The organism is Streptomyces sp. NPDC050988 (genome assembly GCF_044456225.1).
In the GTDB taxonomy this organism is placed as follows: domain Bacteria; phylum Actinomycetota; class Actinomycetes; order Streptomycetales; family Streptomycetaceae; genus Streptomyces.
Window position 1 is genome coordinate 918,509 of the sequence record NZ_JBITFQ010000001.1, and the last position, 15,397, is coordinate 933,905.

Consider the following 15,397-nt stretch of genomic DNA (forward strand, 5'->3'; position numbering starts at 1 on the left):
CCGCGCCCCTAAAAGACGGGGCGTTGCACTGGACCCCGACCATCACAGGAGGGCACTTGAGCCGCTCGATCGATGTACTCGTCCTTGGCGGTGCCGGGGTCGACACCATCGTGTACGTGTCCTCGTTGCCGTTGCCCCTCGCCGACAGCCACATGGTGCCCGCGATCGAGACGCGGGCCGGGCAGACCGGGGACTTCGTGGCGCTCGGGGTGCATGCGCTCGGGTTGCGGACGCACCATCTCGACATGGTCGGTGAGGATCACGCGGGGGATCTGGTGCGGGAATGGCACCGCGACCGGGGTGTCGCGCTGACCGAGGTTCCGCAGCCGGCCGGTACCAAGCGCGCGGTGAACCTCGTCGGGCCGGACGGGCGGCGGCTGTCGCTGTACGACAGCACGCGCGCGCGGGAGGAGGACCGGCTGCCCCCGGAGACCGTACGGGCCCTCGCCGAGACGAGCCGGCACGCGCATGTCTCCATCACGCACCCCTGCGCGTACGCCCTCCCGCTGCTGCGCGAGGCGGGGGTGAGCATCTCGACCGATCTGCACAACTGGGACGGCGCGCAGGCGTATCACGAGGCGTTCGCGTACGAGGCCGACGTCGTGTTCCTGTCGGCGGCCGAGTTGGCGGACCCGGAGCGGACCATGCGGCGGATCGCCGAGCGGGGCCGGGCCGAGGTGGTCGTCGCCACCGCCGGGGCCGAGGGCGCGTACCAGTTGCTGGACGGTGAGCTGACCCGTATCCCGGCCGTCACGCCGAGCGCGCCGGTCGTGGACTCGAACGGGGCCGGGGACGCCTTCGCGGCGGGCTATCTGTTCGGTCGGCTGAGCGGCGAACCGCCCGAGCGCTGCGGGCTCTTCGGCGCGATCGCCGGGGCCTACGCCTGCACGGTGCCGGCCACGCGGGCCGACGTCATCGGCCGCGAGGAACTGCTCAGAGCGGCCACCCCATGACCGTGTAGATCATCCCGGCTATCCAGGCGACTCCGGCGAGGACGGCGAGGAGCAGTCCGGCCATCACGGCCCGCTCGACGGGCTGGGTGGGGCTGGTGGCGGGCTTCGGGGCACGGTGTGTCGTCATGCGTCACAGCCTGCCGATCATGGCGGGGGCCCGGCATCCGTACAGATACTCAGAACCGGTACTCAGAACGGGTACTCAGAACCGGTACTCGGAGGCCGGTGCCGAGTACTCGTGCTCAGGGAACCGTCTCAGGGGGCCGTCTCAGGGGGCCGTCTCAGGGGGCCGTCTCAGGGGGCCGTCTCAGGGGGCCGTCGCCTTCAACTCCCGTCGGCACAGGGCGTCCGCGAGCCTGGTCGTCTCCGGCTGGCGGAAGCGCTGCGCGAGGTGGAGGATGTGGGCGCAGGCGGTGTCCAGGGTCACCCGGTGGCCGACGGAGACGAACACCGGCTTGACGCCCGTCTGGGTGCGCAGTGCCCGGCCGACCTCCTCCTCGCCCGCGAGCAGCGGGGAGGCCGAACCGCGCGGGGCGCCCGGCTCCTCGTACGTGAAGGTGAACGGGTTCTTGGCGACGCCGACCGTCGGAAGGCCGGTGAGGACGCCGAGGTGGCTGGCCAGGCCGAAGCGGCGGGGGTGGGCGAGACCGTAGCCGTCGCAGACGACCAGGCCCGGTGCGCACGGCAGGGCTTCGAGGGCGGCCAGGACGGCCGGGATCTCCCGGAAGGCCAGCAGCCCGGGGACGTACGGGAACGGCACCTGTCCCACGGCCGTGGACTCGGCGACCACGTCGAGGGTCGACGCGTCGAGCACGACGGCCGCGGCCACGACGACATCGCGCTCGTCGTCGTACGCCACGTCGACCCCGGTCACCCGGCCGGTCCCCGGCGGCGGCCCCGGCTCGTCGAGGACCACCCGCCCCCGCAACTCGTCCTGTACGGCCCGGGCCTGGTCCTCGGTGGCGGGCCAGCCCGCGGGGATGCGTACGGTCGTCGTCATGATGTGACGAGCGTACGACCCCGCGGCCGACGGTCACTTGCCGAAGCCGTTCCGGTCCCGTTCTCCCGGGGGATCCCGGTCAGCGTTCCAGGCGTGCCACCCGGCCCTTCTCGCCGGAGGCCCAGCAGGCCCGGTCGGGGGTGCAGTCCACCGTGTCGTACGAGCCGGTGTCCAGGGTGCGCCAGGTGCGGCCGCCGTCCGTGGTGAGGTCGGTGCCGGTGGGGCCGACCGCGAGGGCGGAGGTCCGGCTGTGCGGGAGCCAGGTGACGCCCGAGCGGTAGGCGGGCGGCGGTGTGCCGGCCGTCGTCCAGGTGCGGCCACCGTCGCGGCTGGTCGCGGCCGCCTGTGGGGACGCCTGGTCGGCTCGATAGTCGCCGCCGACCACGATGCCGTGCGTCCGGTCGCGGAAGGCGACGGCGAAGACGCCGCGCGCCGGGTCGCCCGCCGGGATCGGGGTGTCGGTGGCCGTCCAGGTCAGGCCCCGGTCGGAGGAGTGCAGCACGCGCGCGCGTGCCGACCCGCCGGTGGCCAGCCACACGTCCCGCGACCCCGAACTCACCAGGCACTGTCCACTCGCCGCGAAGCCCGCCTCGCCCGTCTGGGCCGCGGGCATGCCGGCACTCGGCAGCACCTTCCAGGAGCGGCCTCCGTCGCGGGTCGACAGGATGCGGAACTTCCCGTCCACCGGGTCGCTCATGGCCAGGCCGTGGCGGCTGTCGAAGAAGGTGATGCAGTCGTAGAAGGCCTTGGCGTCGGTGTTGCGGAACGACTCGGTCCAGGTCGCCCCGCCGTCCTCGGTCCGGAAGACCCGGGACGCCTCGCCCTCGCCGATGGCCAGCACCACGGCACGCCTGCCGTCGAAGGCCTCGATGTCGCGGAACTCCAACTCGGCGGCTCCCGGCGGCGATACGTTCCGCCAGTTCTTGCCGCCGTCGGCGGTACGCAGCACGGTTCCCTTGGACCCGGCCAGCCAGGCGGTGTTGCGGCTGACGGCGGAGAGCCCGCGGAAGCGGACGTCCGTGCCACTGTCCTTCAACTCCCAGCGCGGCGCCTTCCCGCCACCGAAGCCGCCGCCCGAACCGCCACCCACCCTGTTGCCTGCCGCCTGGCCCGATCCCTGGTCCGGTCCGAGTGCCTGCGCGGGTGCCGTGAGCGTGGCGGCGAGCACGAGTCCGCACACCCCCGCGGTCACCAGCCGCCTCGTGGATCCCGTACGCCCTGTGAATCCCGTGCGCCCTGTGGATCTCGTATGTCTCGTGCGTCGCGTCTTCCCCAAGCCCCTCATGGCGGGCGAAGCTAGCCCACTCCCCCAGTGGAGTCCAGATGCCCCGGAAGGCATCGGCGGTCACTTCAGGAATCTTGGATCACTTCCGTGATTGAAGGCGGTGACGGAGGTCACTCGAATTTCATGCCCTTTGGTGAGCACGGATCGGCCGCTTCGAGCGTCTCTACAAGTGCCCGGCTCATCCGTCCGCCGTTCGTCCAGCCGTCACAAGGGAGCAAGGCGTTGTCCACCGTCATCGAGCAGCCCGTAGAGGCCCGTCTCGTCGCCGCGGCTCCGCGGATGCCGAGCATTCCCGCAACCCTCCGCTACGACCCCCACGACCCCTTCGCCGTCCGCATGTCCTTCCCGGCCCCGGCCACGCTCGAAGGTGTGGACGTGATCTGGACCTTCGCCCGCGAGCTGCTCGCCTCGGGCCTGGAGGAGCCGGTGGGACACGGCGACGTCCGCGTGCGGCCGTACGGGTACGACCGCATCGTCCTGGAGTTCCACGCCCCGGAGGGCACCGCCGTGGTCCACGTCCGCACGGGCGAACTGCGGCGCTTCCTGGAGAGTACGACCCAGGTCGTGCCCTTCGGTCTGGAGCATCTGCACCAGGACCTGGACCAGCAGCTGGCCGAACTCCTGCGGGACGCCTGCTGACCCCTTCCGGAGAAGTCAGCGCCCCTTCCCCAGCAGGGTGTTGAGCTCGTCGTGGTCGAGTCCGCCGGCCGGCGACTCGTACGTTCCCGTGTCCAGCAGCTCCCGCGCGGCACGGCGGACCAGTGCGTGTGCGGCCTGCGCGATGCCCGAGCCGACGCTGATCCGGGCGACGCCGAGTGAGGACAGCTCGGCGACGGACGGGGCGCCGGGGCCGGCCATCACGTCGAGCGGACCGTCCACGCCCTCGGCCAGGCCCTTGACGGTGGCCGGGTCGACGGTACCGAGCACGAAGATTCCGTCGGCCCCGGCGGCGAGGAAGGCGGCGGCGCGCTCCAGGGTGGCGGCCAGGTGTCCGGTTCCCCGGAGATACGTGTCGATGCGGGCGTTGACGAACAGCGGCACCCCGGCCGAGTCGACGGCCTCCCGGGCGGCCGCGATCCGCTCGGCTTGCTCGACGACCGATCGAAGGGGCTCGCCACCCCTGCGCGCCCGATCCGGCCCGCACAGGGCGTCCTTGATGTTCACGCCCACGGCCCCGGCCGCCAGTACCGCGCGGACCGTGTCGCCGACACGCTTGGCGTCCTCTGCGTAGCCGGTCTCGATGTCGGCGCTGACCGGCACCCGGACGGCGGCCGCGATGCTCCCCCAGACTCCGTCCGGGGGACCCCCATCTCGCTTCGCTCGCGGCTTCGAGCGCGCTGTCCCGGTCGAGACGGTCACCGTCCGCCGCGCCCAGTTCCCAGGCCAGGCCCGCACCGGTGGTCGCGACGGCGAGGGCGCCCGTCTCCTCAACTCCCGGGCGGCACAGGCCTCTCCTGCCCCTCAGCTCCCGGGCACCCCTGTCGTCGTCATCACCAGGACCACCGCCGAACGCACCTCCTGGACCGCCTGCTTCACGGCGGGAGTCGTCGCCCCGCTGCGTTCGACCAGGTCCTCGATCCGCTGCTTGTACTGCCGCTGTTCCTTGCCCGACAGCAGGGTGCGCAGCTCTGCCCCGGCGGCGAGGGCGACGAGAGCCGCGTCCCGCTCGGGCACCTCCTCGACGGGCACCGGCCCCTCGAGTACCTCCCGGGCCTCCGCGCGCAGCCCGTCCACGACGGCGACGCGGTCGATCTCGTACTCCACCGACGGGAACACCCCCAGCACCCTCGTCTTCTCAGCGCGCAGATACCCGTCGGCGGCGAGCTGCGCCCGTACGGCGTCCAGGGTGACGCGGGCCCGCAGGCCGACCCAGGTCTTCCACCTGTGCGGGCGGGACTCCTCGACGAGTTCCAGGAGCCCGTCGAGGACGGGGTCCCCGGTCTGGGCGTCGGGGTCGGTGGGCGTGGCGATGCCGTCCACGTCGGCGAGCAGCCCGCGCTGCGCAAGCTCGGTGAGGGCACCGGCCCGGACGAGATGGGGGAGGTGTGCGGCGTCGGTGACCTTCAGCTTCGTGGTGTCCCAGGCCAGCAGGTAGAGCCGGGCGGGCAACGAGAGGGAACCGGTGGGCACGGGGTCTCCTTGGTGCGGTCGAGGTGGGGGCTCACGTTAATTCGTTGACAGCCGTGAGAGCCTCTCCTACGGTGTATGACGGTTCTGTTGTCGCCGATTGGAGAAGGACGTTGCTCGTCTGAGGTCCTGAGACACCTCGTCACACACGTGTCCGTGTGTGCGCAGCGTGCGACCTCGGCATTCGAGCCGTCCTCCGGAACAGGGCCTTCCCCTTTCCTCCCAGGATGCCCTGAGGACTTCCGACCGTCCTCCCGGCCGTCATCGCCGCCCCGGTGTCTCGATACGCGTTGCCCTGACCGCATCAAGTACCGCGAGGCGCGTATGTCAACCTTCCCCACCTCCATCACCTGCACCTCCCTTTCCTTCGCCTGGCCGGACGGCACCTCCGTCTTCGACGATCTGCAGGTGGCCTTCGGACCCGGCAGGACCGGGCTCGTCGGCGTCAACGGATCAGGAAAATCAACCCTGTTGAAGCTGATCGCCGGGCAACTGACCCCGGCCGACGGCACCGTGCGCGTCGCGGGCGAGGTCGGCTACCTGCCGCAGAACGTCACCCTGGACACCGGTCTGCGGGTCGACGAGGCGCTGGACATCGCCGGCAAGCGGGCCGCGCTGCACGCCATCGAGGCGGGCGACGTGTCCGAGGCGCACTTCGACATCGTGGGCGACGACTGGGACGTGGAGGAGCGAGCCGTCGCCACCCTCGGCGAACTCGGCCTCGGCCACATCGAGTTGGACCGCACCATCGGCGAGGTCTCGGGCGGCGAGTCGGTCCTGCTGCGGCTGGCCGCGCTGCTGCTGCGCCGGCCCGACGTCCTCCTCCTCGACGAGCCCACCAACAACCTCGACCTGTACGCGCGCCGACGGCTGTACGCGGCCGTCGAGGCCTGGTCCGGAGTCATGATCGTGGTCAGCCACGACCGTGAACTTCTGGACCTGGTCGACCAGATCGCCGATCTGCGTTCCGGAGAGGTGACGTGGTACGGCGGCAACTACTCGGCGTACGAGGAGGCGCTCGCCACCGAGCAGGAGGCGGCCGAGCGCATGGTGCGCGTCGCCGAGTCCGATCTGAAGAAGCAGAAGCGTGAACTGGCCGAGGCGCAGGTCAAGTTGGCCCGACGCAAGAAGTACGGGCAGAAGATGTTCGAGCAGAAGCGTGAGCCGAAGATCGTCATGGGTGCCCGTAAACGGGCTGCCCAGGAGTCCGCGGGCAAGCACCGGATCATGCACGAGGAGAAACTCGCCGAGGCGAAGGAGCGCCTCGACGACGCCGTGGACGCGGTGCGGGACGACGACGAGATCCGCGTCGACCTGCCGTACACGGCCGTGCCGCCGGGCCGGAACGTACTCACGCTCCTGGACCTGGAGTTGGCGTACGGCGCGAGTGTGGGCAGCTTCGATCTGCGCGGGCCGGAGCGGGTCGCGCTGATCGGGCGCAACGGGTCGGGCAAGACGACTCTGCTGCGGACGATCGCCGGGGAGCTGGAGCCGGTCTCCGGAGAGGCACGGGCACATGTGCCCCTGCGTTTCCTGCCGCAGCGGCTCGACGTACTCGACGACGAGCTGACGGTCGCCGAGAACGTGGCCCGGTTCTCGCCCGGCGCCACCAACAACCGGGTCCGGGCACGCCTGGCCCGCTTCCTGTTCCGGGGTGCGCGGGCCGACCAGCGGGCGGCGACGCTCTCCGGCGGCGAACGCTTCCGGGCGGCGCTGGCCGCGCTCATGCTCGCCGAGCCCGCGCCGCAGGTGCTGATGCTGGACGAGCCGACCAACAACCTCGACATGGCGAGCGTGCGGCAGCTCACCACGGCCCTGGAGTCGTACGAGGGAGCGCTGATCGTGGCCAGCCACGACGTGCCGTTCCTTGAGTCGATCGGGATCACCCGCTGGCTGCTGATGGAAGGAGGAGAACTCAAGGAAATCACGCCAGAAGCTGTCGGGTATCCGGGCTAGCTTCGGCGGTATGAGCCAGTTGACCACCGGTACACATCAGCCCATCACCGGCCCTGACCAGCCCGTTTCCGGTACGCACTCGTTCATCGGGGTGTTCGGGGCTCGTGAGAACAACCTCCAGGACGTGACCCTGCGCATCCCGAAGGGCCGGCTCACGGTCTTCACCGGGGTGTCGGGGTCGGGGAAGTCGTCGGTCGTCTTCGACACGATCGCGGTCGAGTCGCAGCGCCAGCTGAACGAGACCTTCACCTGGTTCGTCCGCAACCGGCTGCCGAAGTACGAGCGGCCGCACGCGGAGGCCATCGAGGACCTCTCGCCCGCGATCGTCGTCGACCAGAAGCCGGTCGGCGGCCACTCCCGGTCGACGGTGGGCACGATGACGGACGTGTACTCGGTGATCCGGGTGCTGTTCTCGCGGCACGGCAGTCCGAGCGCGGGCCCGGCCACCGCGTACTCGTTCAACGATCCGTCGGGCATGTGCCCCGAGTGCGACGGCCTCGGGCGCACGGTCCGGCCCGACTGGGACCGCATCCTGGACCCGGACCGGTCCCTGGCGGACGGCGCGATCCTCTTCCCGCCGTTCGCCGCGGGGACCTGGCAGGGGCAGGGGTACACGAACACCACCGAGCTGGATCCGCACAAGCCTGTACGTGAATTCACCACGGCCGAGCGGGAGTTCCTGCTGCGCGGGCGGCCCGGCAGCAAGGTCACCATCAGCGGTTCGGGCGGCACCTGGAACACCGACTACGAAGGGCTCGCCGACCGTTTCGAGCGGCTGTATCTCAAGCGGGACCTGTCCGCGCTCAGCCAGAAGACGCGGGACCAGGTGCAGGGCTATATGACGGAGGGGCTCTGCCCCGGCTGCCGGGGCGCGCGGCTGAACGAGGCGGCACTCGCCACCCGGATCGGCACGGGGCCGACCGGGCGGTCCGGCCTGTCCATCGCCGACTGCACCCGGATGCAGATCAGCGACCTGATCCCCGTACTGAAGGACATCGACGACCCGGTCGCCACACCGGTCGCGGCCGCCGCCGTCGCCTCCCTGGAGCGTATCGAGGCGATCGGGCTCGGATATCTCAGCCTGGACCGGGAGACCTCGACACTGTCCGGCGGGGAAGGGCAGCGGCTGAAGATGGTGCGGCACCTCGGGTCGAGCCTGACCGGGATGACGTACATCTTCGACGAGCCGAGCGTGGGGCTGCACCCGCGTGACGTCGGACGGCTCGGGGATCTGCTGCTGCGGCTGCGGGACAAGGGAAACACCGTGCTGGTCGTCGAGCACGACCCGGACGTCATCGCTCTCGCCGACCACATCGTCGACATGGGACCGGGGGCGGGGGCGGGCGGGGGACGGGTCGTCTTCGAGGGGACGCCCGGTGAGCTGGCCTCGGCCGACACCCCGACGGGCCGCTGTCTGCGCCGCCGCACCGAGGTGAAGCGGCGCACGCGGAAGGCCACCGGCGGGCTCTGGGTGAAGGGCGCCGATCTGCACAACCTGCGGGACGTGACGGTCGAGTTCCCCACGGGAGTGCTGACGGCCGTGACCGGTGTCGCCGGCTCGGGGAAGAGCACGCTCGTCTCGAAGGAGTTCACGGCCGCGCACCCGGACGCCGTGGTCGTCGATCAGTCGTCCATCGGCATCTCGGCGCGGTCCACTCCGGCGACGTACCTCGGCGTCATGGACACCGTACGGAAGATCTTCGCGCGGGAGACGGGCGTGGAGCCCGGCCTGTTCAGTTTCAACTCCGAGGGCGCGTGCGGGACTTGCCAGGGTCGCGGGGTCAGTTACACCGACCTCGCGTTCATGGACCCGGTGACCACGACCTGCCCCGGCTGCGAGGGGCGGCGCTTCAAGGACGAGGTGCTGCGGCTGACCGTGGGCGGCAACTCCATCGTCGACGTACTGGAGATGACGGCCGATCAGGCTCTGGACTTCTTCGAGGACTCGGGCGTACGCCGCCGTCTGCGGGCTCTACGGGACGTGGGGCTCACGTATCTGACGCTCGGTCAGCCACTGTCCACGCTCTCCGGCGGGGAACGGCAGCGCATCAAACTCGCGACTCGGCTCCACCGGACGGGGGCGGTGTACGTCCTCGACGAGCCGACGACCGGCCTGCACATGTCGGACGTCGACGGTCTGCTCGCCCTCCTCGACCGGCTGGTCGACGCGGGCAACACGGTGCTGGTCGTCGAGCACAACCTCGACGTGGTCGCCCACGCCGACTGGGTCATCGATCTGGGGCCCGACGGCGGCAAGGAGGGTGGTCGGGTCGTCTTCGAGGGGACGCCCGGGCAGCTGCTCGATGCGGAGGGGTCGTTCACGGCGGAGCACCTTCGGCGGTTCGTGGGGTAGGGCTCCGCAGGGGCAAGGGGGCACCAGGTTGTGACGGAGGGTGCGGGACGGTGGGGGCTGGTCGCGCAGTTCCCCGCGCCCCTTCGGCGCGGAGCGCCTCGCGGATACGGACACACCCGCCACAATCCCCTCGCCAGCCCCGCACCCCCGGGGGCTGTTGTGACTCCGGCATGGGCTGCATGATGTGCGGGGACACACCCGGCCGAGACGGAGAAACGCACGTGCCCAGCCAGAAAGCCCTCATCCGCCGCCCGAGCCCCCGCCTGGCCGAGGGTCTGGTCACGCACATCGAGCGCACGAAGGTCGACGTCGAGCTGGCGGCCGAACAGTGGGAGGCGTACGCGGAGGCGCTGCGTGCGCACGGCTGGGAGACCGTCGAGGTGGAGCCCGCCGACGACTGCCCGGACTCCGTGTTCGTGGAGGACGCGGTGGTCGTCTACCGCAACGTGGCGCTGATCGGCCGCTCGGGCGCGCAGTCGCGGCGCGGCGAGACCGCCGGGGTCGAGGAGACCGTGGCGCGGCTCGGCTGCTCGGTGAACTGGGTGTGGGAGCCGGGCACGCTCGACGGCGGCGACGTCCTGAAGGTCGGCGACACGATCTACGTCGGCCGGGGCGGACGGACCAACGGGGCCGGCATCCAGCAACTGCGGGCCGCGTTCGAACCGCTGGGCGCACGAGTCGTCGCCGTACCGGTGAGCAAGGTGCTGCACCTGAAATCGGCCGTCACCGCGCTCCCGGACGGGACGGTCGTCGGGCACGAACCGCTGGTGGACACCCCGTCGATCTTCCCGCGCTTCCTCGGGGTGCCGGAGGAGTCCGGCGCCCATGTGGTGCTCCTCGGCGGCGGCAAGCTGCTGATGGCGGCCAGCGCGCCCAAGACCGCCGAGCTGTACGCCGATCTCGGCCACGAGCCCGTCCTCGTCGACATCAGCGAGTTCGAGAAGCTCGAAGGCTGTGTGACATGCCTCTCGGTCCGGCTCAGGGGGCTGTACGCCTGAACGACCGCCGGGGACACCCGTTCGCCTCCTTGGACCTGCGGTGTCCGCCAGGTGGGCGACTCAAGGAAGCGGCTCCTGGCGATCTCCGGAGAGATCGTCGCTGATCAGGACCCTTTACGTAGCGCTTAACCTACGGCATCGTAACCTACGGATACGTAGCCTACGATGCCGTAGGTTGTGTGAACGCTCAGCATTTACGTCCCCCTGGAGCCCCCGTGACGATCACTTCTCCCCATCTCGGCAGCCCGTCCTCCGACTGGACCGACGCACGGCTGCTGTACGCGCTGGAAGAAGTGGTGGAGACCGAACTCAACCGTCATCTGAAGGTCGCCAAGGACTGGATGCCGCACGAGTACGTGCCCTGGTCCGACGCCCGTAACTTCCCCGGCATCTTCGAGGACGGCGAGGCCTGGGACAAGGAACAGTCCAAGGTCACCGAGCTCGGCCGCATCGCGCTGGTCGTGAACCTCCTCACCGAGGACAACCTGCCCAGCTACCACCACGAGATCGCTTCCCTCTTCGGCCGCGACGGCGCCTGGGGCACCTGGGTGCACCGCTGGACCGCGGAGGAGGGCCGGCACGGCATCGTGATGCGCGACTACCTGCTCGCGTCGCGCGCCGTGGACCCGGACAAGCTGGAAGCCTTCCGTATGCAGCACATGAGCGAGGGCTTCGAGTCGGACAACCGCCACTCGATGCTGCACTCCGTCGCGTACGTCGCCTTCCAGGAGCTCGCGACCCGCGTGTCGCACCGCAACACCGGCCACCAGTCGGGCGACCCCGTCTGCGACCGCATGCTGGCGCGCATCGCGACCGACGAGAACCTGCACATGGTCTTCTACCGCAACCTCCTCAAGGCCGCGTTCGAGCTGGCCCCCGACCTGACCATGCAGGCCGTGCGGGACGTCATCGTCCAGTTCCGGATGCCCGGACACGGCATGCCCGGCTTCGAGCGGGCCGCCGCGCAGATGGCGATCGGCGAGGTCTACAACATGCGGATCCACCACGACGACGTGCTGATGCCGGTGCTGCGTCACCTCAAGGTCCTGCAGATCGACGGTCTGGGCCCCGAGGGCCTCAAGGCCCAGGAAGAGCTGGGTCTCTACATGGGCGGGCTCGACGCCGAGGCCGCCAAGTTCGACGAGAAGCTCGCGGCTCGCAAGGCGCGGATGGCGGCGAGGGCTGCCGCCGTATAGCCGGTTGGCTCTGGGCGGGTGCGGTTGTTCGTCGGCTGCTGGCCAGTTGTGGCTGAGCGCGCAGTTCCCCGCGCCCCTTACGGGGCCTCCTCGGGCTCATTCGTACGCCGTCATCTGCGCCAGTGCCGCGTCCCGGACGTCGGGGTGTGGGTGGCGGCGCAGGGCTCGTAGCTGGGCCCTCCACGGAGGCGCCCAGCCCGTGCGGGTGCCGAGCGTGGCCGTGATCGCCGTGGCCAGCAGTCCCTCGCTGTGGCCACCGTGGACAGTCAGCCGTTGGGCGGCGCCGAGCAGGATCTCGGCGTCGCCCTCCTGCGTCCGGCGGAGCCTCGCGGCGAGTTCCGTGGCGGTGCGGGCGGCGAGTGCCGGCCGGCCTTCCGTCAGCGCGGCCAGCCGGTCCAGGGACGCGTCGACCCGCTCCGCCTCCGCGTCCAGGTCGAGATGGAACGCCGCGACGGTGGCGGCCTGCGGTACGAATCCGTCGTAGCGCGCGAGCAGCTTGCCTGCCCCGAGGGCCGCTTCCCTGATGGGTCCCGCGGCCGTTCTGGCCTGCTGGGCGAGCCGGGCGACGAGGTGGTCGATCCGTTGGCGGGCGGGGCGGTCGCGGCGGGGTTCGGCGTCGGCGGCGAAAGCGCCTGCGCCGGTCTCCGTTTCGGACTCGGGCTCGGACTCCCCCTCCGCCTGCGCCTCCGCCTCCGCCAGTACGCGCAGAGCTTCCCGCAGGCCCCTCGCTCCCCCGGCCGATCCCGCCGCCGCGATCACGAGGCCCTGCGCCGCCGCCCGCCAGCTCGTGCGGTTCGACAGGTCAGCCGTGGCGGAGGCCAGGACGGTGGGAGCGTCCGGGGACCAGGGCGCCCAGTGGGACAGGGCGGCGAAGGCGAGGGTCGCCGTCGCCGGGTCGTTGGTCGCGCACACGTCACGGACGAGACGGGCGTACCGCTCGCGGTGCCGTTCCGGCAGGTCGAGGGGTGAGAAGCGCAGGACGGCAGCGCGGAGCACCGGTTCGGCGCCCGACGCGTCGCGCAGAAGTGTCCAGACGTTCTCCTCGGTGAGCAGCGCGCCCGCGAAGGCGACGCACGCGGCCCGGACGTCGAGGTGGGCACCGGGACGCTCGTACGCCTCGGCGAGGAGCCCCGCCGCCATCGGTATCGGGAGCCGGGCGGCGGCGAGACGGGCGGCCTCCTTGCGGCTGGTCACCTTGACGCCCGGGCCGAGCAGCACCTCGCGCAGCTGTCCCACCAGCCGCGACGGCGCCACGTGCCGGGATGCCCGGGTCGCCGCGTACACGGCGACGCGGGCGCGGTCGTTCCCGGCGTGCGCGAGGAGTTCGGGCAGCATGTCGCCCGGCCGGTCGGTGTGGGCGAGCGCGCCGAGCGCGGCCTCCGCGAGCACGACGTCCGACGAGCCGGTCCAGTCGCGTACGAGTCCGACGCCCGCGCCGGGTATCCGCGCGCCCTGCGCGATGGCGGCGGCCCGTGCGTACGACGGCAGCCCGGCGTCGGCGGCCTGCTCGGCCAACTGTCTGGCCACGGCCTCCTGTTGGCGTGGCAGCCAGCGCCGTACGTCGTGGCCCACCGGCACGGTCCACGAGCTGCCCTTGGTGAGGAAACGCCCGTACGGCGGGGTGTCCGCGAGGAGCACGTCGAGGAGGTCGGTGCGGCGTCGGGTGATCACGTGCTGGACCGGCCACAGTGTTCCCGCCGAGGGTTCGAGCGAGAGGATGCGCGCGACCCGTTCGTCGCGGGTGGCGGGCGGTTCCAGCCACAGCTCGACCGCGTCGCGTACGGTGCGGTCGTTTCCGAACCGGACGGCCTGCCACAGGAGTTCCTGCAGTTCGGGCATGCCGGCGGCGCGACGTCCCACGGCCCGGGCGAGCGAGAAGGCGAGGCTGTAGTCGGCTTTCTCCGCGCCCGCCTCGATCCACGGCCTCAACGCCTCGTACACCTGGTGTTCCTGGCCGCGCCGCAGCTTCTCGTCGAGTCGGCCCAGGTCGGCGCCTCCGGTGTTGCCGGAGATCCGGACGAGTGTGCGCAGGGCCCAGTTCACCAACTCCCGTGATCCGCCCGCCGCGTGCTCGCGCAGCACGGACAGGGCGAGCTCGCTGAGGTTGCCCCGGGTCTGGTGCGAGGAGTCCCGGGCCTCGACGGCGTCGGCGGCGATCCGGTCGAGGTGCGGCTCGGCGTCCTCGGTGAACAGGGCGGGCGGGGTGCGGGACATCGCGTTCAGGGCGGGCAGCCGCACCGGATCCTGCTCGTTGCGCAGCCTGGCCGACTCCTCCAGTACGGCGGTGACGGCCGCGGAGTCGCCGGAGCGGGCGGCGTTGCGGATCAGCAACGGCCAGGCCAGCGCCCGGTCTTCGGCTGCGGGACGGCGCGTCGCCTCGATGAGCCGCTCCCGTACCTCGGCGACGGGCAAGAAGGATTCGGCGAGCAGCACGGTGTCCCATGTCTCTCCGCGTTCGCGTGCCGCGGCGGCCATCCGCCGGGCCTCCTCTGCGACACAACTGCGGGGCAGCGCCTCAAGGATGACCGCGTCCACGGTGGCACCGTCCGCACCCCGGTCCGTGGTCGACGCCGTGTAGAAGGCGTGGCGGCGAGCGGGCGGCAACGCCTGGAGGAGCGGCGCGAGGCCACCCGACGCGGCCAGCATCCGCCCGTAGACGGCGAGTTCCTCCGCCCCGGATCGCGCCAGTCTGCGTTGCAGCGAGCGACTGCGTGCGCCGATGTAGGAGGGGAAGCGGTCCGAGATCAGCAGCCGGAGCACCCGTTCGGGCGCGACGGCGGCGAACGCGCCCGCCTGGTCGAGGAGTTGAGCCGGGATCCGGGAGGGCCCGAGACGCTCGACCAGCTCCAGCACACGCAGTGGCTCCACGTCCGCGGTGACGACGACGACCTCCGTGTACCGCTGCCACCAGGCGTCGCGCAGCGATTCCGGCAGGGCGGCCAACTCCCGTTCCGCCACGTCCAGCAGGGCTCCGGGGTGCCGTCGGCCGAGGGGCTTCGATCCCTTCACGGCGTGCAGCAGCGAGGGCAGCAGTCGGGCGACCGTCTCCGGGGAGCACCCGGGCAGCAGCCGTGCCGCCTCCTCGTCGCCCCATTCCGCCCGTACCTCGTCGACGAGCCGGTCCGCCAGCGCGGTGCGCCGGCCCGCGACGACAGCACGCAGCAGCTGTCGGCGTATCACCTCGGGCGCGTCGGTGAGCGCCGACTCGTAGGCGGAGTCCGGCACTTGGAGGCTGTCGGCGGTGCGCAACGCGTGCCCGCGCACGAAGGAGTCCGGATCGGCGATACGCGCCGCGATCCACTCGGTGTCCCCGGCGACGGCCGCCGCGACGACAGCGAGCCCACGCTCGTAGGCGCCGCGCGTTTCGAGCTCGTCCAGCAGCGGACACGTCTCCTCCAATTCCCGTGTGCGAGCGGCGAGTTCGCGCATGCGCAAGGGGTACGGGAGTGGATCGAGGGCGTTCAGCAGGCTCTCGGCCTGGTGCTGCGGGGCGTGGACCATGGGGTGGATTGTGCCTGTCGGGGACCGT

General features: G+C 71.4%; 12 protein-coding genes. 6 read left to right on the top strand and 6 right to left on the bottom strand.

Annotated features, from left to right (window positions below):
* The first annotated feature begins 56 nt into the window (after positions 1 to 56).
* On the top strand, positions 57 to 953 hold the full coding sequence (locus ACIBEI_RS04120; RefSeq protein ID WP_398884790.1) for an adenosine kinase: 897 nt from the start codon (positions 57 to 59) through the stop codon (positions 951 to 953).
* On the opposite strand, the gene mmpA is transcribed toward ACIBEI_RS04120, so the two are convergent.
* From mmpA to ACIBEI_RS04135, 3 genes are all read right to left on the bottom strand, one after another.
* A complete protein-coding gene (gene mmpA, locus ACIBEI_RS04125) occupies positions 934 to 1,080 on the bottom strand; it encodes a morphogenic membrane protein MmpA (protein ID WP_169801948.1) in 147 nt (48 codons plus the stop codon). The genes ACIBEI_RS04120 and mmpA overlap by 20 nt on opposite strands.
* A 180-nt stretch (positions 1,081 to 1,260) precedes the next feature.
* Complete coding sequence (locus ACIBEI_RS04130; RefSeq protein WP_398884793.1) at positions 1,261 to 1,953, bottom strand: endonuclease V; 693 nt, start codon at positions 1,951 to 1,953, stop codon at positions 1,261 to 1,263.
* A gap of 79 nt (positions 1,954 to 2,032) precedes the next feature.
* Positions 2,033 to 3,145 carry a WD40/YVTN/BNR-like repeat-containing protein gene (locus ACIBEI_RS04135; protein WP_398884794.1) on the bottom strand — a complete coding sequence of 371 codons (1,113 nt, stop codon included), beginning with the start codon at positions 3,143 to 3,145 and terminating at the stop codon, positions 2,033 to 2,035.
* A 315-nt stretch (positions 3,146 to 3,460) separates the two neighbouring features.
* On the opposite strand from ACIBEI_RS04135, the gene ACIBEI_RS04140 reads away from it, so the two are divergent.
* Positions 3,461 to 3,877, top strand: coding sequence for an SsgA family sporulation/cell division regulator (locus ACIBEI_RS04140; protein ID WP_189839578.1), 417 nt, complete (start codon positions 3,461 to 3,463; stop codon positions 3,875 to 3,877).
* A 15-nt stretch (positions 3,878 to 3,892) separates the two neighbouring features.
* Here ACIBEI_RS04140 and ACIBEI_RS04145 read toward each other — a convergent pair whose 3' ends face one another.
* Together ACIBEI_RS04145 and ACIBEI_RS04150 are read right to left on the bottom strand one after the other, a co-directional pair.
* On the bottom strand, positions 3,893 to 4,498 hold the full coding sequence (locus ACIBEI_RS04145; protein ID WP_398884795.1) for an isocitrate lyase/phosphoenolpyruvate mutase family protein: 606 nt from the start codon (positions 4,496 to 4,498) through the stop codon (positions 3,893 to 3,895).
* Between the two features lie 201 nt (positions 4,499 to 4,699).
* Positions 4,700 to 5,368: a GPP34 family phosphoprotein gene (locus ACIBEI_RS04150; protein WP_398884797.1), complete on the bottom strand. Its 669-nt coding sequence runs from the start codon at positions 5,366 to 5,368 to the stop codon at positions 4,700 to 4,702.
* A 321-nt stretch (positions 5,369 to 5,689) separates the two neighbouring features.
* On the opposite strand from ACIBEI_RS04150, the gene ACIBEI_RS04155 reads away from it, so the two are divergent.
* From ACIBEI_RS04155 to ACIBEI_RS04170, 4 genes are all read left to right on the top strand, one after another.
* On the top strand, positions 5,690 to 7,321 hold the full coding sequence (locus tag ACIBEI_RS04155; RefSeq protein ID WP_398884799.1) for an ABC-F family ATP-binding cassette domain-containing protein: 1,632 nt from the start codon (positions 5,690 to 5,692) through the stop codon (positions 7,319 to 7,321).
* A gap of 10 nt (positions 7,322 to 7,331) precedes the next feature.
* Positions 7,332 to 9,674, top strand: coding sequence for an ATP-binding cassette domain-containing protein (locus ACIBEI_RS04160; protein WP_398884801.1), 2,343 nt, complete (start codon positions 7,332 to 7,334; stop codon positions 9,672 to 9,674).
* Between the two features lie 221 nt (positions 9,675 to 9,895).
* Positions 9,896 to 10,672 carry a dimethylargininase gene (gene ddaH / locus ACIBEI_RS04165; RefSeq protein ID WP_398884803.1) on the top strand — a complete coding sequence of 259 codons (777 nt, stop codon included), beginning with the start codon at positions 9,896 to 9,898 and terminating at the stop codon, positions 10,670 to 10,672.
* 215 nt (positions 10,673 to 10,887) lie between these two features.
* A complete protein-coding gene (locus tag ACIBEI_RS04170) occupies positions 10,888 to 11,868 on the top strand; it encodes an acyl-ACP desaturase (RefSeq protein ID WP_398884805.1) in 981 nt (326 codons plus the stop codon).
* Between the two features lie 96 nt (positions 11,869 to 11,964).
* Here the strand turns inward: ACIBEI_RS04170 and ACIBEI_RS04175 are convergent, their stop codons facing one another.
* A complete protein-coding gene (locus tag ACIBEI_RS04175) occupies positions 11,965 to 15,369 on the bottom strand; it encodes a hypothetical protein (RefSeq protein WP_398884806.1) in 3,405 nt (1,134 codons plus the stop codon).
* Positions 15,370 to 15,397 lie beyond the last annotated feature (28 nt).